We start from the raw sequence: 13,924 nt of genomic DNA, 5'->3' as shown, positions 1-13,924 counted from the left end.
AACCTCCGCCGGAGAATGCTTTATGAATGGATCAGCTGTCATTGCCGACAGACCCACTGAGTTCGTCGCGCCCATCGCGGTGCTGTGTCCAGGCCAGGGATCACAAAAACCTGGCATGCTCTCACCGTGGCTGGCGCTCCCCGGGGTCGAGAAGCAACTATCCGAGTGGTCACAGCTGGCGGGCATGGACTTGATGCGACTGGGAACCGCCGCCGATGCTTCCGAAATCGTCGATACCGCAGTGGCACAACCATTGGTTGTCGCCATGTCATTGATCGCGCTGCAGGAACTACAAGCCGTCGGCACTCTCACCTCCGATACGATCATCGCTGGCCACTCGGTCGGTGAATTAGCCGCCGCTGTCGGAGCCGGGGTCATCTCGTCCAGTGACGCGATAGCCCTTGCCGCGGTCCGCGGACGAGTGATGGCCAGTGCGTGCGGGCTCGCGAAGACCGGAATGTCGGCCGTTCTCGGCGGTGAGCTGAGCCAGGTCTTGGTCAAACTCGACGAGCTCGGGCTGATGCCTGCAAATTACAACGGAGCCGGCCAGGTGGTGGTCGCGGGCCGAATCGATGCTCTGTGTGCACTGTCGGCCGATCCTCCACCTGGCACGAAGGTCGTAGCCTTACGAGTCGCAGGTGCGTTTCACACCTCGTTCATGGCCTCGGCGCAGGAACGCTTCACATATGAGATCCGAAACATCCACGCCAACAATCCCATTCGACCTCTCCTGTCGAATGCCGACGGCAAGTTCGTGACGTCGGGCGACGACGCTCTCGCCAGGATCGCCGCACAGATCACCCGACCCGTGCGCTGGGATCTCTGCACGGAAACCTTGGCGAGCAGCGCCGTTAGCGCGGTAGTCGAATTGCCTCCTGCAGGCGCACTGACCGGAATCGCTCGCCGCGAACTGCCCGATGTCGCGCGACGGCCGCTGCGGACGCCTGTGGACCTGCTCAGCGCCGATCTCACGGGTGCTGGTGCGTGAATCGGTTCGTTCGAACCTCGACTCCAGCAGTCCTCGAGTATTGGTTCCCGACAGCCCTACTGGGCTGGGTGGAATCGAAATCGACTGTCACTCGGAGCCTCTCGATCGAGCGGCGCTCGAGCGCGGTTTGAGGTAGCCGAATAAAGCTTGATATGCACGAAAACGAGGAGCACTTGTCTATGTTCACCAACACATCTCCTGACGGTATCGGTGATTCGCAAGTACTGCCTCGGCTGATTGCGACTTCTGCGGTGGAACAGCTTACCGGGCTGGAAGTCCGCATTCTCTCTCGCGATTCGGCCAGGGCAAGCTATTTCGTGGAGTTGCTCTCGACCGCATCCAGGGGAGGCACGCCATGCATTCGCACTGAAATCGATCCGACATCGATCCTCGGCGAACGAACTTCGAAGGAAGCAAGGGATGTACTGGTCTGGCATTTGAGCACATCGGATTATCAGGATCTGGTACATCTCAGCACGCTTGCGCAGCGGTCGACAATCGTCCTCGCGCTCGAGGAGGCTAACCGCGAGATCATCCTGTTTGCGTTGCGGCACAACGTGTTCAGCATTCTGGTCGACGGCCACTACGAGTCCGGAGAGGTCCCGCACATCGTGGACGCCGCGGCCGCAGGTCTTGCGCCTGTTTCCGCGCCGGCCGGAACGGTGCTCAGCCAACTGGCCCGAGCAGCGCATCACAGAGTTCGAATTGCTGATGACGGAGATCGACGGGAAAAACTCTCGCGTCGTGAGCGCGAGATCATGGATCACATCTCTCGCGGGATGCGAAATGACGAGATCGCGCGGACGCTGTTCATCAGTCAGAAGACCGTCAAAAACCACATCAATCGTCTCTTTTCGAAGCTGGGCGCTTCGCATCGCGGTGAGGCCATCGCGATGTGGCTCGGAAATTTGGATGTTGCCTGACCAGGCAACAATTCTCAGATAGAGGAGTTCTGCATGCATGAGAACTATGATGTAATCGTCGTCGGCGGTGGCCCGGCGGGCTCGACAACCGCTGGGCTGCTTGCGAAGCGGGGTCGGCGTGTACTGTTGCTGGAGAAGGAGAAATTCCCGCGCTATCACATCGGCGAGTCTCTGGTTCCGGGCCTGATGCCGGTGCTCGACGAGCTCGGAGCGACCGAATCGATCGAGGCCTCGGGCGCGATCCGCAAGTACGGCATCTCCCTGATCTGGGGACGCGATCCGCAGCTGTGGCAGGTCGATTTCGGTGAGGCGACCGAACACTCCTATGCCTACGAGGTGAAGCGGGCCGAGTTCGACAATATTCTGCTGACACACGCCCGCAGACTCGGCGTCACCGTGATCGAGGAGGCCTCCGTGCACGAGGTGATCGTCGACAACGGGCGTTGCGTGGGCGTTCGCTTCTCCTCGGGCGGATCGAACGCGCCGGTCGAACTCCGGGCTCCGTTCATCGTCGATGCCTCCGGGCAAGCCAAATTGGTTGCGCGAGAACTGGATGTCGTCGAATGGCACGAGGACCTCAAAAACCTCGCCACCTGGACCTACTTCCAGGGCGGGGTGCACCCGGATGGTAAGTACGCCGGCAACATCGTGCTCGAGAACCGGCCGCCGGGGTGGCTGTGGCTGATCCCGTTCAGCGACAACACCTGCAGTGTCGGCTTCGTCGCGCCGACGACCGAGTACAAGGCGACCGGATTGACTCCGACGGACGTGCTCAAGCTACGGATCGAGGACTCTATCGAGATCAAGGCCAGGCTTCAAGGTGCAATCGAGGTGGCGAAGCCCCGCACCACGAAGGATTGGTCCTACACCAACCGTCAGATGAGTGCACCCGGATGCCTGATGGTCGGTGATGCCGCGGCATTCATCGATCCGCTGTTCTCGACAGGCTGCATGCTCGCCATGAAGGGCGCTTCGGCGGCCGCCCGCACCATCGACGTCATGCTGGACCAGCCCGACCGCGAATCCGAGTTGCGGGCCTCCTACGAAGAGGCCTACCGGAACTTCCTCGAGGTGGTGATCTCCTACGTGCGATTCTTCTACGACCCGACCCGACAGATCAGCGAGTACTTCGACGAGGCACAGAACCTCATCGACCCGAATGAAAAGCTCAGCGCCCGTGAGGATTTCATCCTCCTTATTTCAGGCCTGCGGGGCAAGAGCGCGATCATGGACCCACTCGCTCTCGCCGATCGAGTCTAACCATCGGTCGGGCGGCTCGCCGACGTCACGAGCCGCTCGACAGGTTGGACATGAGAGCCCGAAGCCCTGGCCAACAACGAGGTTCGTGAGGGGAAGCTCGTTGCCGAGCACGCTGTCGCAAGACCATCGTCAAAGTGGCAGACGACTAAGGCAAGCACTCCACAGCTGAAGACACAGTGCGGTTTGCCGCCAACACCCCCAGCCTACTGTCGATCCACACGCCACCGAGCGAATCCTGAAGAAGCGCGGCACTCCGCGACCCGAGCGGCGGATCATCGTCGAAACGATGCAGCGGGAAACCGGATCTGCACAAACTCGCCCGCGCCGTCCTTGCTCAGGCCATGCGCGACCGAGAGAGGCACGACCAAAACCACACCAGCCCCAACAGTAACAACACCTCAGGAGACTCGAACCCTCGCAACCAAGATTCAACCCGCTCAGAGGCCTTTACAGGCTGAGTGCGTACAACAAAGACAAACCCCCAGGTCTCCGACCTGGGGGTTTGTCTCGGGTGGAGCTAAGGGGACTCGAACCCCTGACCCCCACACTGCCAGTGTGGTGCGCTACCAGCTGCGCCATAGCCCCGTGTTCACTTCTGTGCCAGCCGGGCGTTGCCCCGCTTGCTTGAACGAAGTTACACGACGGGTGTCGAACAAACCAAATCGCCTGGATAGAGGCTGGCGGCAGCGATCTTCTCGAGCTAGGCTCGAACGCATGTTCGATAGCCGAGAGGTGGAGGCGATGGGCGACGAGGAGCTGATCGACGCACTGCGGCGGGCGCATGGAGCGGCGGCGTTCGCACAAGCGGCGGAAATCACAGCGGTGCGGGAGGTGTATCGCCGGCATCGGGCGGGCAATGCCGCGCCGGGGGTGGGCGGGGTGCGCGCCGGGGAGTTCGCCGCGGCGGAGGTCGCGGTGGCGGTGCACGTATCCGAACCGGTGGCGGCGGCGCTCATCGACATCTCGCTGGCGCTGGACTCGCTACCGCAGACCAAACTGGCGTTCGCGGCCGGGCGGATCGACCTGTCCCGCGTGCAGGTGATCGTGGACAGTCTGCGCGGACTCCCGCACGAGGTGCGAGAAGTATTGGAGCCCAAGCTGATCGACGCGGGGCTGCGCTCGGACCCGGCCCGATTACGGCAGACCGCGCAGCGCTGGGTGACGCGGCTGGATCCCGAGGGCGAGACCCGCCGGCGTCAGGAACGCGAGCAGGACCGCGACATTCGCATCCGCGCGGTCCAGGACGGGATGGCGGTCTTCGACGGTCTGCTGCCCGCCGCGGGCGCACAGGCCCTCGCCATGCGCCTGCGCGAAATGAGCCTGCAGGTCTGCGACGACGATCCCCGTTCCATGCCGCAGCGCCGCGCCGACGCCCTCATCGCTCTGGCGGACGGCTCCGGCCGCCTCTCCTGCGGTTGCGGCAAGGGCCTTGACTGCCCGAAGGCGGCCACCCCCGCCACTCCGCGCCGCCCCCTCATCCAGGTCGGCGTCTCCGCCGAAACCCTGCTCGGGCTGCGCGACGACCCGGCCTTCCTGGCGGGCTACGGCCCGGTCGACGCGAACCTCGCCCGCACCCTGGCCGAGCACGCGCGCTTCCAGGTGATCCCCGAATATTTCCCGGACACCGAAACCACCGGAGCACCAGCCGAACCGGCCCCCGAATCCTCACCTCCGAACGGCCACGACACCGTCACTCGCGCGGCACAAGCGCCCTGGGAACGCACGCTGCAACCCGATTCGCGCAAGAACGAATCCACCCCGCCGAAGGTCGCCGCGCTGCGCCCCTTCTCCGCCGCCCCCGCCCGTGAAGTGCGTGCCCTCGACGGCCTCTGCCGCTTCCCCGGCTGCACCATGCCCGCCGCGGAAACCTCACTGGTCCAGTTCGACCCCTACCCCGGCCGCTCGTCCTCCCACCCGAATACGGCCTTCCGCGCCGTCCTGTGCACCCACCACCACCGCCTGAAGAGCCTGGCGGACAAGGGAAAACACCCCTGGCGCGTCTACCTCGCCGACAACGACCGCATGCGCTGGGTCGACCCCAGCGGCGAACCCCACGAAACCATCCGCGAGGGCGCCCGCTACCTCTTCCCCCACACCGACATAGACGCCCCGCAATTCCGCACTCCCCTGCGAGCCGTCCCCGACCCTCCAATAGGCCGCCCCATCACCACAGACCTGGCCTACCCCATGGAATCCCACATCCTCATCCACCCCCAACTCTCCCGCACCACCCCCGACAACGACATCCCCGACCGAGCCGCAACCCGCTGACCACCCCACCCCCGACCAAGGGCCGAGCCCCCAGCCCGGCCCCTCCCAGGGGTGCGGCTCAACTCACCGTTCCCCCGATGGGCCGCACCCCGCCCAACTCCACGAGCATGCAATGAGGCACGAAAAAGCCCGATTCGCCGTGCCTCATTGCATGCTGGTGCCATGAGCGATCTTCGGGACCCAGTGCTGTTGGATGAGCGGCGGCAGCTGCTGCGGGAACGCTTGGGACAGTTACGGTCCGAGCTGGCCGAGCTCGCCACGGCCTACCGCGAACTGCCCGACTCCGGCCTCCTCCTCGATACCCCCGGCATCGGCGCACTCACCACCCCTGCCTACTGCATAGCCGGTGCCGCAGAGGTTTTCGACGAAGCACTCATCGAACTCGACGCCGCCGACGATGCCCTGGGCCGCGCAGGCAACTACACCGGCCGCCTGCGCCGCCCCGCCCTGGACTCCTGAATCCGTTGGGGCCCAGCACCTCCCGAAGTGGCGGCTAGGAAACGTCGGCCCGGACCTGGTCCGTCAGATTGTCGAAGACTACGGTCTTCGCGGTGAAGGAGCCCTTGGCGGCTACCGCGCCGGTTACCTTTTCACCCGGCTGAAGCTCGACGGCCGCAATCTGATTCTGCTCCATGCCGAGCTCGACGGTGTGCTTGTTCCCCTCGGTGTCGGTGATCGTGAAGTACAGCGGATTGACGCTGATCGCCTTGTCTTTGCGGGTGTTGGTCACGGTCACGAGCACGCTGGTGTATGTCCCGCCGTCGTCCAGAACGCTGGGCGTGAACGCGGTCGGCGTAGCCGCCAATTGGACAAGCGAATTCGCCGTAGAGATCGGTGCTGGTTTGGATGGGTCACAGGCGGTGAGCACGCCGGTTCCCGCGATAGCGGACGCGACGACGGCGACCGCCCCAATGGTCTTGCGAATCATTGAATTCCCCCTGGAGTTCATCGTTTCGAAGGATGGCCACCGAAGGCAACCAATGGGCTAACGATAGAACTCGACCGGGAACCTAATGCCTGGGTTTCACGGAAAGAACTGGTCAGGATCAAATATTGGCACGGATAGGGGGTCGGTAGGTGATTGCACTCACCAGCCCCCTGTTTCCGTCTTCCCGATGTGGCTATTTCGCTGCGTCGAGCACCCAGTTCGAGTTGCCCCAGTCGACCTTCTTGCCGTCGACGAATATCGAGGGGGTGCCCCAGTTCTTTCCGATCAGGTCGTCGAGGGCCTTCATCGATGCTTCGGCGTGTGCGCGGCCGGCGTCGGCGCGCTCGCCCGAGGTGATGCACTTGGCGACGTCGTCGCTCGCGCCCGCCTGCTTGGCGATGGCGGCCAGTTCCTTGTTGTCGTGGTCCGAGCCGCCCTCGGAAGGCTGCTCGGTAGTGAACAGCAGCGAGTGGAACTTGCCGTAGACGGGACCGTCGCCCGCCTGCGCCACACACTCGTTGGCGGCGATCGCGCGGGTCGAGTAATCCTTGCTCTTGGAGTTGCGATCCAGGAAGTTCACCAGCCGGTACCGCACCGCGATCTTGCCCAGATCCACCTGCTGCGCGATTTCCTGCCCATAGATCTTCTCCAGGTGCCCGCACGCCGGGCAGATCGGATCCTCGTAGATATCAACAGTTTTCGCGACATTGGGCTTCCCCAGCACGATCCCCCCGTCCGAATCCAGCGCCACCGACACCCCGGGGTCGTGCACCGGCCCGTACCCATCGCTACGCACGGTGTCCCCGCCCCCGCGATTCCACAGATACAACGCCCCCACGATCACCACGACCACCACCAGCGCCAACCCGGCCAACGCATAGGTGGTCTTGCTGGAAACCGGCTGCGGCGTGTGCTTCGAAGTCGGATTGCTCACCCGCAACACTCTGCCCGAAGCCCGCACCGGTGCAACACCCACCCCGTGCTAGACGACCGGGGACACCGCAGCTTCCTTGCGGCGCAGGGTTTCGGGTACCACGAGCCACACCGCGGACGCGGTCGCCAGCAGTACGCCCGTGACTGCGAGTGCGACGCCGTAGGAGACTCGGTCGGCGAGCGTGCCGATGGCGTAGGGGCCGAGGAAGGTGCCGAGGTCGGCGGACATTTGGTAGCCGGCTAGGACTGGGCCGCCGCGGGTGCCGGGGCCGATGATGTCGGCGACGGCGGCTTGGAGGGCGGGGGTGAACATGCCTGAGCCGATGCCTGCTACGCAGGAGGCGATGAGGAGCCAGATGAGGGTGGGGGCCAGGCCTATGCCGGCGGTGCCGAGGGCGCAGATCAGGGTGCCGGCGATGAGGAAGGGCTTGCGGCCCAGGGTGTCCGACCAGCGGCCGGAGAGGAACAGGACCGAGGCGTTGCCGAGGGCGAAGGCGGTGAGGGCTACGCCGGCGAGGGCGGCGTCCTGTTTGAGGACTTCGACGACGATGAGCGGGACGAGGGCCATGCGGACGCCGAAAACGGCTGCGCCGTTGCCGAAGTTGGCCCACAGGGCCGCGCGGTAGGCGGGGCGGGCGAGGGCCTGGCGGAAGGTCATGGTGGGTGCGCCGTTGGCCTTCTCGGGGAGGGCGAGCGGGGAATCCCGCAGGGCCACATAGACGATCAGGCTGGCGATGAGCAGGGCCACGCAGTAGATGAGGAAGGGCGCGCGCAGGCCCAGGAAGGACAGGGCCCCGCCGACCAGCGGCCCGCTGATGGATCCGATCAGGAAGCTGGTGGAGTACACCCCGGAGACCCGGCCGCGTTCGGCGGGCGGGGACATGCGGATCACCAGGCCCAGCGAGGACACCGTGAACATGGTGGACCCGATCCCGCCGAGGGAGCGCAGAACCAGCAGCTGCCAATAGCTTTGCGCCAGCGCACAAGCGCCCGTCGACACCGCGACGATCAGCAGCCCGGTCAGATAGACCGGCCGCTCCCCCAGCTTCTGCAACAGCCGTCCGGCCAAGGGCGCGAACAGCAACCGCATCAACGCGAACGCGCTGACGATGAACGAGGCCGCCGCCACCCCCACGTCGAAGCTGCGCGCGAACTGCGGCAGCGCCGGTGCGACCAAGCCGAACCCGATGGCGATGGTGAACGCCGACCCGACCAGCACCCAGATCTCGACCGGCAGCCGATGCCGTGTGGAGACCGGTTCTCCCGGACTACTCACCGGCCAGCGCGTGTCCGACGATCTCCTCGGCGGCGGCCTGCACCTGCGCGAGGTGCTCGGGCCCCTGGAAGGATTCCGCGTAGATCTTGTACTTGTCCTCGGTCCCGGACGGCCGGGCGGCGAACCAGGCGTTCTCGGTGGTGACCTTCACTCCGCCCAGGGCCGCGCCGTTGCCGCGGGCCCTGGTCTGGATTCCGGTGATCGCCTCACCGGCGATTTCGGTCGCACTGATCATGTCCGGCGTCAACGCCGCGAGGCGGGCTTTCTGTTCCGCGGTCGCCGTGGCGTCGACGCGGGTGTAGGCGGGTGACCCGTAGCGCTTTTCGAGCTCGGCGTAGCGGGTGGAGGGGCTCTGCCCGGTGACGGCGGTGATCTCCGCGGCCAGCAGCGCCAGCAGGATGCCGTCCTTGTCGGTGGTCCACACGGTGCCGTCCATGCGCAGGAACGACGCCCCCGCCGACTCCTCCCCGCCGAAAGCCAGGCTGCCGCTGAACAATCCGGGCACGAACCACTTGAACCCGACCGGCACCTCGTACACGTCGCGGCCCAGCACCCCGACCACCCGGTCGATCATGCCGGAGGTGACCACGGTCTTGCCGATCTTGGTCAGCGCGTCCCACCCCATCCGGTTGGCGATCAGGTATTCGATCGCCACTGCCAGGTAGTGGTTCGGATTCATCAGTCCCGCATCGGGAGTCACGATGCCGTGCCGGTCCGCGTCCGCGTCGTTGCCGGTGGAGATGTCGTAGTCGTCGCGAATCGCCACCAGCGAGGCCATCGCGTAGCGCGAGGACGGATCCATCCGGATGCGCCCGTCCGAGTCCAGCGTCATGAACCGCCACGTCGGATCGACGAACGGATTCACCACCTCGAGCTCGAGGTCGTAGCGCTGCCCGATCTCCTCCCAGTAATCCACGGAGGCCCCGCCCATGGGGTCCGCGCCCAGCCGAATCCCGGCGCCTCGAATGGCGTCCAGGTTCAGCACATTGGGTAGGTCCGAGATGTAGCGGTCCAGATAGTCGTAGCGCTCCACATTGGTGGCCAGCGCGTGCGCGAGCGACGTCCGCTTCACATCGGCGAGACCGGTCATCAGAAGTTCGTTGGCGCGCGCCGCGATGGCGTCGGTGGCGATGGTGTCGGCCGGGCCCCCGTGCGGCGGGTTGTACTTGAACCCGCCGTCGCGCGGCGGATTGTGCGACGGCGTCACCACGATCCCGTCGGCCTGATGCCGTGTCCCGCCCCGATTGTGCCGCAGCACCGCGTGACTCAAAGCCGGTGTGGGCGTGTACCTGTCGCGTGAGTCGATGATGGCGGTGACGTCGTTGGCGGCCAGCACCTCGAGCGCGGTGGTCCAGGCGGGCTCGGACAGCGCGTGCGTGTCGCGGGCCAGATACACCGGACCGGTAATGCCCCGGGAGGCACGGTATTCCACGATCGCCTGGGTGATGGCCAGGATGTGCGCCTCGTTGAAGGCGTTGTCCAGACTGGACCCGCGATGCCCGGAGGTGCCGAAGGAGACCAGCTGCGCGGGATCGGCCGGATCGGGAATCCGGCTGTAGTAGGACGTCACCAAGTGCGCGATGTCTTCGAGGTCCGTGGCCCGCGCCGGTCGTCCGGCTCGATCGTGGGCCATGCTCGCACCTCCCTTGCGTATCGCCTGTGCCCGGCTGGTCATCAGGATCACGGCCGCACCTGACTGCCGGAGAAGACGACGCCCATCACGATGTTCGCCACCGCATAGCTGTAAGCGCCCTCCTCGGCCAATCGAATCGTTTCGTCCCCGAACGTGCCCAGTGGGAGAACACTAGCGAATCGATGGCCCACCGCGCGATCCGCCAGTAATACCGTCACCGCCGGACCCCGTCGAACACCTCGACGGGCGAGAGCGCCACGGTGACCGAATCCAGCAGATCCGCATTGCTTTCCACGAAGGCCCGCAGCCGGTCGGTGTCGTCGATGATCATCACCAGCACCGGCAGCCGCTCGGCCAGATCGAGCAGCCGCGCGGTGTGGATGTGGGAGGACACCCCGTACCCCTCGACGCCGCGCCAGACGCTCGCCCCGGCCAGTCCGGTATCGCGGGCGCGCCGCACGATCTCGTGATAGCGGGGACGATGCCGGTACAGGTCGTCCTCGCCGAGCAGCACCGTCAGCCGTGAGGCCGGGACCCACTGCCGGGCCTTCTCACTCATCGCCTGCCCCCAACTCGTCGTGCCGGTTCCGATATCCATCGCGTCGCACCCGATTCGAGCAGTCTACGAATTTCGAGGGCACCCCCGCCATGGTGGTGAGCGGCAACGCGCCGACGCGACCCTGCGCTGCCACCACCCCTCCTCCAATTAGCTAAATAGTTGCTATTCGGCGTGTTGCTGAGCCCGAACAATAGCCCGGAACTGCGAGGATAGTGCCGCTTGCCCGGTGTTGTCCCATCGGCCTCGAGGAGCCAAGTTGGCGGTGCGGCAGTCGATCAGAAAGATGCTGGTCCAAGGCTTCGGAATCGCCACGGTACTGGTGGCCGTCATGGCCGCCGCACCCGCCGCGCACGCCGGGGCGATATATCCCTTCCCGGACGCGGACGGGTTCTACTACGCCGCAGGAAATCTCGGCGGCGCCCAGAACGGCGATGTCCTCAATGTCCGGTCGGTCCCGTCTCCGTGGGCCGGCGCCACGGTGTGGCAAATCCTGTTCCGCTCCACCAATTCCGCCGGTGCGCCCATCCCGGCGGTGACCACCCTCATCTCCCCCGGCCCCGGGCCGCGACCGCTGCTGTCGTATCAGCCGTTCGTGAATTCCCTAGGCATGCAATGCGCCCCGTCGCACAGCCTGTTCGACGGCAGCCTCAAGGAGACCGCCGCCTTCCCGCTGCTGCTGGCCCGGGGCTGGGCGATCGCCGTTCCCGACCACCTGGGACCCGACAGCGCCTACGGCGCGGCCCGCATGGGCGGCCAGATCACCCTCGACGGCATCCGCGCGGTGAAGCGCTTCGCCCCGGCTGGACTCGCCGATTCTCCGGTCGGCCTGGCCGGTTACTCCGGCGGCGCGATGGCCACCGGTTTCGCGGCCGCGATCGCCCCGGATTACGCGCCGGAACTCCCGATCGTCGGCGTCGCCGAGGGCGGGGTCCCGGTGAATCCCGGCAAAATGGCCATCGAGGCGGGCGATTCGCCGCAGCCGCTGTTCGGTCTCGGCTTCGCCGTCGCCGAGGGCATGGAGCGCGAGTACCCCGCCGAGATGCGCCTCGACGACTCGCTCACCCCGTTCGGCTTCTGGATGCGCGACCGCATGGCGAATTCCTGTGTGGACGACATCATCTCGGTCGGCGCGAACCACCACATCAGCGAGGTCTTCCACGCCGGCGCCGAGAACGACCCGGTGCTGATCCGCACCTTCCACGAGAACGCGCTCGAGATCGTCCCCGAGCTCATCCGCCAGCCCCTCTACGAATGGCACGGCGGCAACGACCAGGTGCCCCTGAACCTGGCCCAGTACACCGCGGGCCGCTACTGCGCCGCGGGCACCCCGGTCCAGTTCGACATCATCCCGGGCGCGGACCACGGCACCGCGATCTTCCCCGGAGCCGTCAACGCCATGAACTACCTGGCCGACCGATTCGCGGGCCTGGCCCCGCCTTCGAACTGCCGCTGAATCGCGGTAAGCCGAGAAAGAAGCGGCCCCGGCTCATCATGAGCCGGGGCTTCTTCCATATCTGACGCAGCCCGCTCGCGAAGCGAGCGGGCTGCGAGATCAAGAGTGAAAATTAATGCGCCAGAACGGGTTCACCCTCGGCGGGCACCGGGACCTTGTTGGGCATGATCAGCCCGGTCGCCACCGCGCCGACCACGAAGATCGCGGCGGCCCACCAGAAGGTGGTGGTGTAACTCTTCACCGCGGCCTCGGCCAGCACGCCCGCCGACGGCGGAACGTGGTCGGACACATAGTTGTCGAACGCGGTCGCGGCCAGCGTGCTCAGCAGCGCGGTGCCGATCGAACCGCCGACCTGCTGGCTGGTGTTCACCATGGCCGAGGCGACGCCCGCGTCCCGGTGGTCGATGCCCGAGGTCGCGCCGGAGAAGGCGGTCGACATCGCCATACCGAGCCCCAGGCCCATGAGGATCAGGCTGGGCAGGATGTGGCTCGCGTAGCCGGTGTCCACGCCGATGCGGGTCAGCAGCACCATTCCCAGTGTGGCGAGCAGGAATCCGGTCACCACGGTCACCTTCGGACCGACCCGCGGGATCAGCAGCGCCGGAACGGTGGTGGACGACGCGACCATGCCCGCGACCATCGGCAGGAAGGCCACGCCGGTGATGATCGGCGAGTAGCCCAGCTGCTGCTGCATGTAGTAGGTCAGGAACAGGAACATCGCGAACATGCCGATGCCGATGGTGAACACGGTGATGTAGGAAGCGGCACGGGTCTTGTCCAGCACCACGCGCAGCGGCAGCAGCGGATGCGGAACCCGGCTCTCGATGGCCACGAACACACCCAGCAGCACCACGCCGCCGATCAGGAAGGCCAGCGTCACGCCATTGGTCCAGCCGTCGGATTCGGCGTGCGAGAAGCCGTACACGATGCCGAACAGCGCGGCGGTCACGGTCAGCGTGCCCGGCAGGTCCAGCTTGGGCCGCTCGGTGGCGACATGCTTGGCCAGCAACAGAATCGCGCCGACCAGTGCGATGGCCGCGAACACCAGGTTCACGTACATCACCCAGCGCCACGAGGCCCACTCGGTCAGCGCACCGCCCAGCAGCAGACCCAGCGCGCCGCCGGCGCCCGCGATGGCGCCGAAGATGCCGAAAGCCTTTGCCCGCTCGGCGGGTTCGGTGAAGGTCACGGTCAGCAGCGACAGCGCCGCGGGCGCCAGCAACGCCGCGAACACGCCCTGCGCCACGCGCGACCCGACGAGCACCTCGAAGTTCCCGGCCGCGCCGCCGACCGCCGAGGCGGCCGCGAATCCGACCAGGCCCACGATGAAGGTCGTGCGCCGCCCGAACAGATCGGAGAGCCGTCCGCCCAGCAGCAGCAGGCTGCCGAAGGCCAGCGCGTAGCCGGTGATGACCCACTGCCGGTCGCCGTTGGAGAAGCCGAGGTCGGCCTGGGCGTGCGGCAGGGCGATGTTCACGACGGTCGCGTCGAGCACGACCATCAACTGGGCGACGCCGAGTACGGCGAGCACCCACCAGCGCAGGGCGTGGGACCCGCGCCGCCCGGTCGGAACCGGCACTGCCACGTCTTTCTCCAGTGCTGTTGTCATGGTGTTTTCCTCGTCCCCTAGGATTAACGGAGAAGCCGTCTCCGTTTACCGGTCAAAGCTACCATGGCAAACGGAGACATAGCCTCCGGAT

General features: G+C 66.0%; 13 protein-coding genes and 1 tRNA gene. 6 read left to right on the top strand and 8 right to left on the bottom strand.

The features are described from left to right. Positions 1-22 precede the first annotated feature (22 nt). The 3 genes from GPX89_RS29230 (at position 23) to GPX89_RS29220 (ending at position 3,171) form a co-directional block, all read left to right on the top strand. Positions 23-988 carry an ACP S-malonyltransferase gene (locus GPX89_RS29230; RefSeq protein ID WP_157390901.1) on the top strand — a complete coding sequence of 322 codons (966 nt, stop codon included), beginning with the start codon at positions 23-25 and terminating at the stop codon, positions 986-988. A gap of 179 nt (positions 989-1,167) precedes the next feature. Continuing rightward, positions 1,168-1,911 (top strand): response regulator transcription factor, encoded by a 744-nt coding sequence (locus tag GPX89_RS29225; protein WP_157390900.1) that lies wholly within the window; start codon positions 1,168-1,170, stop codon positions 1,909-1,911. A 33-nt stretch (positions 1,912-1,944) separates the two neighbouring features. Then, positions 1,945-3,171 (top strand): NAD(P)/FAD-dependent oxidoreductase, encoded by a 1,227-nt coding sequence (locus GPX89_RS29220; protein WP_157390899.1) that lies wholly within the window; start codon positions 1,945-1,947, stop codon positions 3,169-3,171. 512 nt (positions 3,172-3,683) lie between these two features. Here the strand turns inward: GPX89_RS29220 and GPX89_RS29215 are convergent. Then, positions 3,684-3,756 (bottom strand) — tRNA-Ala (locus GPX89_RS29215). A 129-nt stretch (positions 3,757-3,885) separates the two neighbouring features. On the opposite strand from GPX89_RS29215, the gene GPX89_RS29210 reads away from it, so the two are divergent. Further along, on the top strand, positions 3,886-5,442 hold the full coding sequence (locus GPX89_RS29210; RefSeq protein ID WP_157390898.1) for a DUF222 domain-containing protein: 1,557 nt from the start codon (positions 3,886-3,888) through the stop codon (positions 5,440-5,442). Positions 5,443-5,604: 162 nt separating this feature from the next. After that, the gene (locus tag GPX89_RS29205; protein ID WP_157390897.1) at positions 5,605-5,901 is read left to right on the top strand and encodes a hypothetical protein; all 297 of its coding nucleotides are present in this window, start codon (positions 5,605-5,607) and stop codon (positions 5,899-5,901) included. Between the two features lie 34 nt (positions 5,902-5,935). Here GPX89_RS29205 and GPX89_RS29200 read toward each other — a convergent pair whose 3' ends face one another. From GPX89_RS29200 to GPX89_RS29175, 6 genes are all read right to left on the bottom strand, one after another. Beyond that, positions 5,936-6,370 carry a DUF4352 domain-containing protein gene (locus GPX89_RS29200; RefSeq protein WP_157390896.1) on the bottom strand — a complete coding sequence of 145 codons (435 nt, stop codon included), beginning with the start codon at positions 6,368-6,370 and terminating at the stop codon, positions 5,936-5,938. A gap of 193 nt (positions 6,371-6,563) precedes the next feature. Then, a complete protein-coding gene (locus GPX89_RS29195) occupies positions 6,564-7,304 on the bottom strand; it encodes a DsbA family protein (protein ID WP_328602435.1) in 741 nt (246 codons plus the stop codon). Between the two features lie 48 nt (positions 7,305-7,352). Beyond that, positions 7,353-8,579: an MFS transporter gene (locus GPX89_RS29190; RefSeq protein ID WP_328602434.1), complete on the bottom strand. Its 1,227-nt coding sequence runs from the start codon at positions 8,577-8,579 to the stop codon at positions 7,353-7,355. Next, on the bottom strand, positions 8,572-10,212 hold the full coding sequence (gene pgm, locus GPX89_RS29185; RefSeq protein WP_157390895.1) for a phosphoglucomutase (alpha-D-glucose-1,6-bisphosphate-dependent): 1,641 nt from the start codon (positions 10,210-10,212) through the stop codon (positions 8,572-8,574). The genes GPX89_RS29190 and pgm overlap by 8 nt, the downstream gene beginning before the upstream one ends. 47 nt (positions 10,213-10,259) lie before the next feature. Further along, entirely contained in the window at positions 10,260-10,430 is a 171-nt protein-coding gene (locus tag GPX89_RS29180; RefSeq protein WP_157390894.1) for a hypothetical protein, read from the bottom strand. Further along, the gene (locus GPX89_RS29175; protein WP_157390893.1) at positions 10,427-10,771 is read right to left on the bottom strand and encodes a DUF190 domain-containing protein; all 345 of its coding nucleotides are present in this window, start codon (positions 10,769-10,771) and stop codon (positions 10,427-10,429) included. The genes GPX89_RS29180 and GPX89_RS29175 overlap by 4 nt, the downstream gene beginning before the upstream one ends. A 283-nt stretch (positions 10,772-11,054) precedes the next feature. Between GPX89_RS29175 and GPX89_RS29170 the strand changes: the two genes are divergently transcribed. Continuing rightward, a complete protein-coding gene (locus GPX89_RS29170) occupies positions 11,055-12,224 on the top strand; it encodes a lipase family protein (protein WP_157391222.1) in 1,170 nt (389 codons plus the stop codon). 112 nt (positions 12,225-12,336) lie between these two features. On the opposite strand, the gene GPX89_RS29165 is transcribed toward GPX89_RS29170, so the two are convergent. Next, a complete protein-coding gene (locus tag GPX89_RS29165; RefSeq protein WP_157390892.1) occupies positions 12,337-13,833 on the bottom strand; it encodes an MFS transporter in 1,497 nt (498 codons plus the stop codon). Positions 13,834-13,924: the final 91 nt, after the last annotated feature.

Source organism: Nocardia terrae (assembly GCF_009760405.1).
Lineage (GTDB): Bacteria > Actinomycetota > Actinomycetes > Mycobacteriales > Mycobacteriaceae > Nocardia > Nocardia terrae.
The sequence above is the reverse complement of the archived record's forward strand: the minus strand, read 5'-3'. Positions and strand labels throughout refer to the sequence as shown.

Coding starts and splice junctions, on each gene's coding strand:
- GPX89_RS29230 (WP_157390901.1), top strand. CDS start 23: ATGAATGGATCAGCTGTCATTGCCGACAGACCCACTGAGTTCGTCGCG.
- GPX89_RS29225 (WP_157390900.1), top strand. CDS start 1,168: ATGTTCACCAACACATCTCCTGACGGTATCGGTGATTCGCAAGTACTG.
- GPX89_RS29220 (WP_157390899.1), top strand. CDS start 1,945: ATGCATGAGAACTATGATGTAATCGTCGTCGGCGGTGGCCCGGCGGGC.
- GPX89_RS29210 (WP_157390898.1), top strand. CDS start 3,886: ATGTTCGATAGCCGAGAGGTGGAGGCGATGGGCGACGAGGAGCTGATC.
- GPX89_RS29205 (WP_157390897.1), top strand. CDS start 5,605: ATGAGCGATCTTCGGGACCCAGTGCTGTTGGATGAGCGGCGGCAGCTG.
- GPX89_RS29200 (WP_157390896.1), bottom strand. CDS start 6,370: ATGATTCGCAAGACCATTGGGGCGGTCGCCGTCGTCGCGTCCGCTATC.
- pgm (WP_157390895.1), bottom strand. CDS start 10,212: ATGGCCCACGATCGAGCCGGACGACCGGCGCGGGCCACGGACCTCGAA.
- GPX89_RS29175 (WP_157390893.1), bottom strand. CDS start 10,771: ATGAGTGAGAAGGCCCGGCAGTGGGTCCCGGCCTCACGGCTGACGGTG.
- GPX89_RS29170 (WP_157391222.1), top strand. CDS start 11,055: ATGCTGGTCCAAGGCTTCGGAATCGCCACGGTACTGGTGGCCGTCATG.
- GPX89_RS29165 (WP_157390892.1), bottom strand. CDS start 13,833: ATGACAACAGCACTGGAGAAAGACGTGGCAGTGCCGGTTCCGACCGGG.